Origin of the sequence: Pseudomonas sp. GD04158, from assembly GCF_029834875.1 — a bacterium.
Taxonomy (GTDB): Bacteria; Pseudomonadota; Gammaproteobacteria; order Pseudomonadales; family Pseudomonadaceae; genus Aquipseudomonas; species Aquipseudomonas hydrolytica.
Genome location: NZ_JAODYT010000109.1, coordinates 1 through 9,613 on the forward strand (window position 1 = coordinate 1; position 9,613 = coordinate 9,613).

Sequence of the window (9,613 nt, forward strand, 5' to 3'; positions counted from 1 at the left end):
CACGTGGCTGGCGCGTGACCCTGCTGGATCGCCATGACGACGTCGCCCGCGAAGCGTCGGGCAACCCCCAGGGCGTGCTCTACCTGAAGCTGTCGGCCCATGGTACGGCGCTGTCGCGGCTGATCGTCGCCGGCTTCGGCCATACCCGCCGCCTGCTCGAACGCCTACAGCGCGGCAGCGACTGGGATGCCTGCGGCGTGCTGCAACTGGCCTTCGATGCCAAGGAAGCCGAGCGCCAGAACAAGCTGGCCGCGGCCTTCCCCAGCGACCTGCTGCACGCATTGCCCCAGACCGAAGCCGAGGCGCGCGCCGGCATCGGTCTGCCAGCCGGCGGCCTGTTCTACCCGGATGCCGGCTGGGTGCACCCGCCAGCCCTGTGCCGGCAACTGGTGCAGCACCCGCTGATCGAATTGCGCCCCTATCAGGAGGCGCTGAGCCTCAGTCGTCAGCAAGAGCGCTGGTGCGTCGAAGGACAGAACGGCGTGCTGGCCGAAGCGCCGGTGCTGATCCTGGCCTGCGCCGCGGAGATCGGCCGCCTGCTGCCGGAGGCGAATCTGCCGCTCAAGCGCATTCGCGGGCAGATCAGCCGCCTGCCGGCCAATGAATCCAGCAGTGCGCTGCGCACCGTGGTCTGCGCCGAAGGCTACGTCGCCCCCGCGCGCGACGACGAACACACCCTGGGCGCCAGCTTCGATTTCCACAGCGACGATCTGACGCCCAGCGTGGCCGAGCACGCCGGCAACCTCGAGCTGCTACGGGAGATTTCTCAGGACCTGGCCGAGCGCCTGGATACACAGACGCTCGATCCGGCGACGCTGCAAGGCCGCGCCGCGTTTCGCTGCACCAGCCCGGACTACCTGCCGCTGGTAGGCCCTCTGGCCGCTGGCCAAGCCTTCAACCAGGCCTACGCCGTGCTGGCCAAGGACGCCCGCCAAGTGCCGGAAACGCCCTGCCCCTGGCTGGATGGCCTGTATATCAACAGCGGCCATGGCTCACGCGGGCTGATCACCGCGCCGCTGGCGGGCGAGCTGATCGCCGCCTGGCTGGAGGACGAACCGCTGCCGCTGCCGCGTGAGGTGGCCGAAGCCTGCCACCCCAATCGTTTCATGCTGCGCCAGCTGATTCGCGGCACCGGCTCGCCCACTTGAGGCTGGGCGAGCCGGCCCGGGTCAGAAGCTCAGGCTGGTCTGCACGTACAAGGTGCGCGGTTGGCCCAGGTACTTGCCGCGGTTGGTATCGGTGGAACGCGTGTAGTACTGGCGATCGAGCAGGTTCTTGACCCCGGCGGCCAGCGTCAGGCCGTTGCCGAAATCGTACTGGCCGCGAGCGTTCCAGCTGGCATAGCCCGGGATCTCGCCAAGCGCGCCGTCGGCACTTTCCTCGCGGGTGTTGGCCGAGTCGGCGAACTGGCGGGTCTGCGCGTAGCCGTCCAGGTTCCACACCCAGGGGCCGCTGGCATAACGCAAGCCCAGCGTGGCGACCTGGCGCGAGTAGAACGGCACGTCGTTGCCCTGGTTGGGCCCGTCTTCCTCCCGCGTGGCCTTGGTCAGCACCAGCGAGGCGTAGGCGGAAAGCCCGGCCAGACGCGGATCCAGCGCGGCGAAGTCGACACCACCGGCCAGCTCGACACCGCGGTGGCGGGTCTCGCCGGCATTGCGCCAGACCGCATCGACCAGTTCCAGCTGATCGTCGAAGTCGATCCGGAACAGCGTCAGTTCACCATTCAACAGGCCATCGTCGTAGCGCGTACCCAGCTCATAGGTGTAGGCCTTCTCGCCCTGCAGGTCGCTGTCCTGCGACAGCTGGAAGTACTGGATGCTGCCGAACGAGGTGTTGGCGTTGGCGAACAGCTTCCAGGCATCGGACAGGTGGTACATCAGGTTCAGCGATGGCAGCGGCTCGCTGTAGCGCTGCTCCTGATCGACGCCGCTGAGGCGGTTGCGCGAGGTCACCCGCACCTGTTCGTAACGCACGCCGGGGGTCAGGGTCCAGCGGCCGATGTCGATGCGATCGTCGATGTACAGGGCGTGCGCTTCGGTACTGGCGCTGGTCGAAGTGGCCAGGCGGCGCGGTACGCTGTAAGGGTTGCCGCCGGTGCCGAAGTTGACGCGGTCGTAACGCTTCTCGGAGGAATCCTCTTCGGTGTAGCGATAGCCGATGCCCACTTCGTGGCTGCTGTCACCGACGAACAGCACCTGCGAATAGCGCGGCTCGATGCCGAACACCTCGTAATGACGGGGAAACTCACGCAGCCAGGTCAGGCGATCGGCGCCATTGTTGGCCAGCACCGCGCCCCGGTAGCTGGTGTTGTAGAAGCTGGTGATCTCGAAACTGCTCAACGCATCCGGGCTGCGCTTGTACTTGAGCACCGCCTGCTTGCGATCCCCTTCGAAATTGTCATACGGACGGTTGCTGGCGTAGGGGTCCTGCTCGAATTCGGCGGCGGTGAGGCCACCCGGCATATCGGCGTCGGCGCGGTAGTACTGCAGGCTGCCGGACAGCTCGTCGATCTCGCTCAGGGCATAACGGTACTTGAGCATCACGTCGTCGATGCGCGTGCCGCTCTGCTCGCGGAAGGTATCGCCGCGCACGCCCGAATACAGCAGGGCCATGCCCAGACCGTTGTCGGCGGTGCCGCCGAGGAAGGCACTGCTGCGGTTGAGGAAACCGCCCTGCGCCGGCGCCGATTCGCTCTGGAAGCTGACCTCGCGCGCCATCTCCTCGGGAATCCCGCGGGTAACGAAGTTGATGATGCCGCCGACGTTCTGCGGGCCATAACGCACCGCACCACCGCCACGCACCACGTCGATGGACTCGATGTTGCCCAGGCTGGTGGGGGCCAGCGACAGCTGCGGCTGACCATAGGGCGCCACCGCCAGGGGCACGCCGTCCTGCAGGATGGTGGCGCGCGGCGACAGTCGCGAAGTCAGACCGCGCGTGCCGACATTGAGGGAGATGTCACTGCCGCCGGTGCCGTTGCTGTCCTGCACCTGCAGACCGGGAACCCGACGCAAGACTTCGCGCACGCTGCTCGCGCCGCTTTCCTGAATCTGCTGGCGGCGCAGCACGCTGCGCGCACCGGCATGGTTGAGTACGTCCTGCTCGCTCGCCTCACCCAGCCAGTCGCCCACCACCTCGGTGCCTTCCAGCTCTACACGCTCGGCCAGGGCGGGTAGATGGGTAAAGGCCAGGGCTACGCCCAGCGCCAGGTAACTGCGTCTGACGACAAACATTGTGAATCGCTCCCCCAGTGAACGGCCGTAGCCCAAAAAAGGAGCGAACTCTAGAACGTTGTAAATAAAATTTAAATAACAACGATTATCAGATGTTAAAAAAATCCATTATGGACACCGACATCCACCCTCACTTCGGAATGGCCAGCGCAGCGGGCACCGGCAAGACGCGCGGCTTGCGAAACACCAGCACATTGCCCGCCATCACCAGGGCCAGACCGAGCAGCGCGGGAGCCGTCCACTGATAGCCCTCGGCGAACACCGAGATGTTCAGCGCCACCACCGGGAACAGCACCGTGCAGTAGGCGGCGCGCTCCGGCCCCATGCGCCCGACCAGGGTCAGGTAGGCGGTAAACCCTATGACCGAACCGGGAATCGCCAGGTACAGCAGCGAGCCGACGTAGCGCGCGTTCCACTCGAAGGCGAACGGCGTGCCGCTGACCAGGCAGATGCCCACCAGCATCAGCGCGCCATAGAGCATGCCCCAGGCGTTGGTGGTCAGCGGCTTGAGCCCGGCCTTCTGCTGCAGGCTGGAGAGCATGTTGCCGGCGGAGAAGCACAGCGTGCCGCACAGCGCCAGGCCGATGCCCAGCAGGCTTTCGCGGCTGGCCTCGTGCCCGGCCAGTTCCGGCCAGAACAGCAGCCCCAGGCCGGCCAGCCCCAGGCCGCCGCCGAGCAGCACGTTGGCGGCGATGCGCTGCTTGAAGAACAGCCGCGCATTGATCGCGTTCCACAAGGTGGCGGTGGAGAAGATCACCGCGATCAGGCCGCTGGGGATCCACTGGCTGGCGGTGTAGAAGCACAGGAAGTTGAGGCAGAACAGACACAGGCCCTGCACCAGGCAGATGCCCTGGCCGCGACGATCCAGCGGCTGCAGGCGCCCGCTGAACCAGAGCATGGCGAACAGCACCGCCGAGGCCAATGCGAAGCGATAGGCGATGGAGGCGGCCACGGCCACCTCGCCCATCTGCAATTTGATGGCGATCCAGGTGGTGCCCCAGATCAGCACGGTAAGCAGGTATAGCGACAGGTTCATCGAAGGTTCTCCAAGACTGCCCCCAGTCTGGAACCGCCGCGCGGGCGCCGCTTGCACAAAGTTGCGCATTTCTCCATGCGCCATCACTGCCTGCCATCGCCTCGCAGGCTTTATCATGCGGGTTTTGTCAGCCAGGCCACTCTCACCGCATGCTTTCTGCCGTCGCGCGCTACAAACAACTGCTATCCGGCGCCCTCGCCCGCTATTTCCCCCGCACCACCGCCTACCTGCGCGCCGAGCGCGAAGCCGCGCAGCCACGCAAAACCGCGCGCAAGCAGAGCAAGAAGAAGGCCAGCGGCAGCAGGAAGACCGGCAGCCGCAAGGATGCCGGCGGCAAACCCGGCCCCGCCGGCATCTACCCCGCAACCCGGCTGAAGGTCGAAGACGCCCAGGTGCAGGCCATGCGCGAGCGCGTGGCCCAGGCGGTGAGCGCCGGACTGATCGGTGCGCCGTCGGACGAGCAGTGGGCAATGATTCTCTGCCGCGCCCCGCTGGCGCGCATCTTCGCCGGCGCCGGCTCGGGCAAATCGAGCACCCTGGTGCTGCGCGTGGTGTTCCTGCTCTGCCACCTGGAAGTCGACCCCAAGCGCCTGACGGTGATCTCCTTCACCAACGCCTCCTGCGCCGAGTTGCGCGAGCGCCTGCAGCGCCTGCTGGGCTTCTGGCACTACCCGCACGATGCGCACCAGTGCGTGCGCACCTTTCACGCCGCCATGGCCACGCTGGCCAAGGAGTGCCTGGGCAACCCGCGCTGGTTCGAGCAACTGGACGACCCCGCAGAAGAACCGGACAACCCGCTCACCGGCGCTCGCCTGCGCCCGGCGCAGCAGCGCCTGCTCAGGCAGGCCTACCAGAACGCCTACGCCGAGGACGCGCGCTTTCGCGTCCTGACCCATCGCCTGCTCAAACTGCCGGCTCCCGAGGAGCCGCCAAAGGGCAAGGCCAAGGCGCCGCTGGATGCCTGCAAGCTGCTCGGCGAATTCGCCGCCCTGCCCCTGTTCGAGCTGCTGCATGGGCAGATCGATTTTGCCGAAAGCCTCGGCATTCGCCTCGACCGTCTGGACCTGAAGACGCTGGCCTGCGGCCCCCGCGAGCGCGATTTCATCGAGACCATGCAGCGCTTCCACCAGCACTTCACCGCCCTGCTGCACAGCCAGGGGCTGATCAGCTTCAACGGCGCCTTCGCGCAATTGAGCGAGCGCCTGCAAGGCGCCGGCGACAAACCCGGCCCGGCCCTGCTCGCCCTGAGCCACCTGCTGATCGACGAATTCCAGGACATCTCGCCGCAGATAGTGCTGTGGCTGCAGGCCGTGCACCGTCGCCTGCACGCTGCGGGCGAGCGCGTCAGCCTGATGGCCATCGGCGACGACTGGCAATCGATCTACGGCTGGCGTGGCAGCTCGCCGGAGCTGTTCATCGACTTCGACCGGCACTTCCCCAGCCGCGGACGCGGCAAGAGCACCACCCTGCTGCTGAACACCAACTACCGCAGCATCGAACCGGTGATCCGCGATGGCGAGAAGGTGCTGGCCGAGGTCCATAACAAGCAGGCCAAGACCTGCGTCGCGGCCCGGGCGATGCAGCCGGGCGATCACGGCGTCAGGCTGATCCAGCGCTTCGAACTGGCCAGCGGCCTGCCGCGGCTGCTCGAAGAGATTCGCGCGCAATGCGCCCATGCCGCCAGCCGCCCCGGCGCCGACCGCACCGCCGTGCTGCTGCTCAGCCGGCGCAACGAGCCGCTGCAGCAGATACGCGCGCAGCTGGACAAGGCGCTGCCGGTCAAGGCCCTGACCATCCACCGCGCCAAGGGCCTGCAGGCAGAGGTGGCGATCATCCTCGACGACTGCCTGCCGGTGGAGAAGCACCCGCTGCGCAACGCGCTCTACGCCCAGTGCGGCTTCTTCGCCGGGAGCTACGACCAGGCCATGCAGGACGAAACCCGGCGCCTGGCCTATGTGGCCATCACCCGCGGCGTGAGCCGGGTGCTGTGGTACACGCGCAAGGCCCAGGGCGCGACCCAATGCCTGGCCCGCTAGATGGCGGCGCACCGGCGACGGCACTTTTTCGCAGGCAACAAAAAACCCGCCTAAGCGGGTTTCTTCCCAACCATCCGACATCCTGTCGGTAGCCATCGTGGCCTGGTCATCTTCCTTGATCCTCAGCGCTCCGTCGCTGCAGGGGATGTGTGTAGAGTAGAGATCGATTCGCGCTGGCAACAGTGGAGGTTGCCGCCCAAGCGTGTAAGCCTTTTGCCATAGCCGCTCGAATCAGCGACCTATCATCCGCGCCAGCACATCCTCGCCACCCTGGCAGCGGTGGAACAACGCCATGGCCACGTGGCCGATCACCAGAAGCAGCAGCAACCAGCCGAGGTTGCCGTGCAGCAGGCTGGCCGGGGCGATCATCCAGTCGATCTTGGGATCACTGAAACCGGGCATGACGGTCATGCCGAAGGCGACGAACTCCCGACCGGAACCGTACTGGCGCAGCAGGGCGATAAAGGGAATCACGAACAGCAGGCCGTACAGCGTCAGGTGGCCGAGCCGCGCCAGGGTGCTGACCGACGCCGGCCGACGGTTGCGGCTGTACAGCGCCCAGCACAGGCGGATGACCACCAGCACCATCAGCAGCAGGCCGGTGGCCTTGTGCGTGCCCCAGGCGAACTTGTCCAGGGCGCTGTCTTCCAGCAGCACATGAACGATGACGGTGACGAATTGCCAAGCGAGCAATACCGCCATGCTCCAGTGCAGCGCACGGCTCACGCTGCCGTAGCGCTGCGCGCAATCATGCAGTTGCGACATCCCGGTTCTCTCCAATGTCATGAGGTGAATCGCTGAGCGGACGCACCGGCGCGTCCGAACATCCGTGGCAAAGACCCGTTGCAGACGCAATGGTGCCCTGCCCCCGGAATACCGGGAGCAGCGCAGATGTTAAAGGTTATGTCACCAAGGCATCACGGCACGCCGCTGCAAGCGCAGCAGCGGCCGGACGATCAGGCGTCGCGCAGCGCCTCGCGCCAGGCGCGATGCTGCGGCTCCTGCCAGATGCGCGCATGCAGCCGCGCCATGCCGTCAGGGTCATTGAGCAGGCGCCAGCGGGTGGCTTCGACGCGACCCTGCGGCCCGGCGGCGAGGATCTCGCCGATACGCTCGTCGCGCAGCGCCTCGGCAGCCGGCACCACCTTGGCATGGCGGGCGCGCGCCATGGCGCAGACCAGCGCGTTGTACAGCGGATCGACCACGGCGCGAAGAAAGCCCTGGTGCAACGCACGCGAACTGTTCAGACGCTCGTATTCGGCGGTATTGCTCAGCTCGCGCGGCACCTGGTGCTCCTCGGGAATAAGGAACAGCTTGCTGCGCCGCGCCGCCAGGCCGGGCGCGGTACGGCTGGTCAGCACCGACACCACCGGCGAAAGCACCAGGGATACGACGATGGGCGCCAGCCACCAGAGGAAGTCCGGGTTCAGCCAGCCGACCAGCGCCGTCCAGCCGATCCCCAGCAGCACCTGCGAGCCATGGCGGCGCCAGGCCTCGCTCCAGGGCGTGGCGTCATCCACCCGCTGCGGCGAATTCCACTGCACCGACCAGCCGAGGAAGGCGGCGGTGACGAACAGGCTGTGAAACAGCATGCGCACCGGTGCCAGCAGCACCGAGCACAAGGTCTCCAGCAGCATCGACAGCAGCACGCGCAGGCGCCCGCCATAGGCTTCCGCGCCCTGGATCCAGATCAGCAGCACACTGAGCAGCTTGGGCAGGAACAACAGGGTCATGGTCGCGGAGAACAGCGCGATGGCCTCCATCGGCTGCCAGCGCGGCCACAGCGGATAGAGCTGGTTGGGCTGCAGGAAGTACTCCGGCACCATCAGCGTATGGATCGCCAGCAGGCCGGTGGACAGCAGCAGGAACAGCAGCCACAGCGGCGCCGACAGGTAGGACATGACGCCGGTGAGGAACACCACGCGGTGCACCGCGTGCATGCCGCGCACCAGGAACAGGCGTAAGTTCATCAGGTTGCCGTGGCACCAGCGACGGTCACGCTTGAGCTCGTCGAGCAGGTTCGGCGGCAGCTCCTCGTAACTGCCCGGCAGGTCGTAGGCGATCCATACGCCCCAGCCGGCGCGGCGCATCAGCGCGGCCTCGACGAAATCGTGGGAAAGGATCGCGCCGGCGAAGGCGCCGGTACCCGGCAGCGGGGCCAGGGCGCAGTGCTCGATGAAGGGTTTGACCCGGATGATCGCGTTGTGGCCCCAGTAATGCGATTCACCGAGCTGCCAGAAGTTGAGGCCGGCGGTGAACAGCGGGCCGTAGACGCTGGTGGCGAACTGCTGCAGGCGCGCATAGAGGGTGTCCATGCCCGAGGCCTTGGGCGCGGTCTGGATGATGCCGGCGCCGGGGTTGGCTTCCATCAGCCGCACCAGACGGGTCAGGCATTCGCCGCTCATCACGCTGTCGGCGTCGAGCACCACCATGTAGCGGTAGTTGCTGCCCCAGCGCCGGCAGAAGTCGTCGATGTTGCCGCTCTTGCGCTTCACCCGCCGGCGGCGGCGGCGGTAGAAGATGTGGCCGAAGCCGTCCACCTCGCGGCACAGCTCCAGCCAGGCCTTCTGCTCGGCGACGCAGATGTCGGGGTCGTTGCTGTCGCTGAGGACGAACAGGTCGAAGTGTTCCAGCTGACCGGTTTCGCGCAGCGATTCGTAGGTGGCGCGCAGGCCGGCGAATACCCGCGGCACGTGCTCGTTGGCGATGGGCATCACCAGCGCGGTGCGGGCCTGTGGCGAGATCGGCTCGTCGCCGCAACTGCTGGCCGAGATGCTGTAGCGGTCACGCCCCTTGAGCAGCTGGAAGAAGCCCATCAGGGCGGTCCAGAAGCCCATCGACACCCAGCAGAACAGCAGGGCGAACAGCGCCAGGATGCTGGTCTGTACCACATACGGCAGGATCTGCCGCGCCGACTCGCGCAGCGGTTGCTCGAATACCAGGCCGAGGTCGACCAGCGACCAGCCCTGATAGGGCAGCACGGACTTCATGTACCAGGTGGCGACCACGGTCTGGGTCACCATTAACAGCAACAGCGCCGTACGCCGTATGGCGGCGACGTGGCGCCAGCGCGCTTCGGCGAAGTCCTCGGTTTCCCGGGTGCGCGGGCGCGGCGCCGGCTTCTTGCCCTTCAGGCGGCGCCAGCCGCGCTGCAGGATGTTGGTCTGCCAGGGCTCGGGCACCATGCGCGTGCGCTTGATCGGCGGCGCCGACTCGATGGTCGGCCGGCCCTGATGGTCCTGCACGATACGGCAGCCGTGCTCGAGCGCATCCGGCCAGCCGAGGGCCAGGCGCGCCGGCACCGAGTC

Annotated in this window: 6 protein-coding genes; 2 read left to right on the forward strand and 4 right to left on the reverse strand. The window is 66.8% G+C overall.

What is annotated here, in order from left to right:
- Positions 1-1,148: bifunctional tRNA (5-methylaminomethyl-2-thiouridine)(34)-methyltransferase MnmD/FAD-dependent 5-carboxymethylaminomethyl-2-thiouridine(34) oxidoreductase MnmC (gene mnmC, locus N7333_RS22680; protein ID WP_279859418.1), on the forward strand; the 1,148-nt coding region annotated here is incomplete at its 5' end.
- Positions 1,149-1,169: 21 nt separating this feature from the next.
- On the opposite strand, the gene N7333_RS22685 is transcribed toward mnmC, so the two are convergent.
- Together N7333_RS22685 and N7333_RS22690 are read right to left on the reverse strand one after the other, a co-directional pair.
- A complete protein-coding gene (locus N7333_RS22685; RefSeq protein ID WP_096825888.1) occupies positions 1,170-3,233 on the reverse strand; it encodes a TonB-dependent siderophore receptor in 2,064 nt (687 codons plus the stop codon).
- A 130-nt stretch (positions 3,234-3,363) separates the two neighbouring features.
- The gene (locus N7333_RS22690) at positions 3,364-4,269 is read right to left on the reverse strand and encodes a DMT family transporter (protein WP_129481635.1); all 906 of its coding nucleotides are present in this window, start codon (positions 4,267-4,269) and stop codon (positions 3,364-3,366) included.
- Positions 4,270-4,418: 149 nt separating this feature from the next.
- Between N7333_RS22690 and N7333_RS22695 the strand changes: the two genes are divergently transcribed.
- Entirely contained in the window at positions 4,419-6,305 is a 1,887-nt protein-coding gene (locus N7333_RS22695) for a UvrD-helicase domain-containing protein (RefSeq protein ID WP_279859419.1), read from the forward strand.
- A 231-nt stretch (positions 6,306-6,536) separates the two neighbouring features.
- On the opposite strand, the gene N7333_RS22700 is transcribed toward N7333_RS22695, so the two are convergent.
- Positions 6,537-7,070: a cytochrome b gene (locus tag N7333_RS22700; protein ID WP_279859420.1), complete on the reverse strand. Its 534-nt coding sequence runs from the start codon at positions 7,068-7,070 to the stop codon at positions 6,537-6,539.
- A gap of 191 nt (positions 7,071-7,261) precedes the next feature.
- The coding region (mdoH, locus tag N7333_RS22705) for a glucans biosynthesis glucosyltransferase MdoH (RefSeq protein ID WP_279859422.1) at positions 7,262-9,613 on the reverse strand (2,352 nt) is incomplete at its 5' end.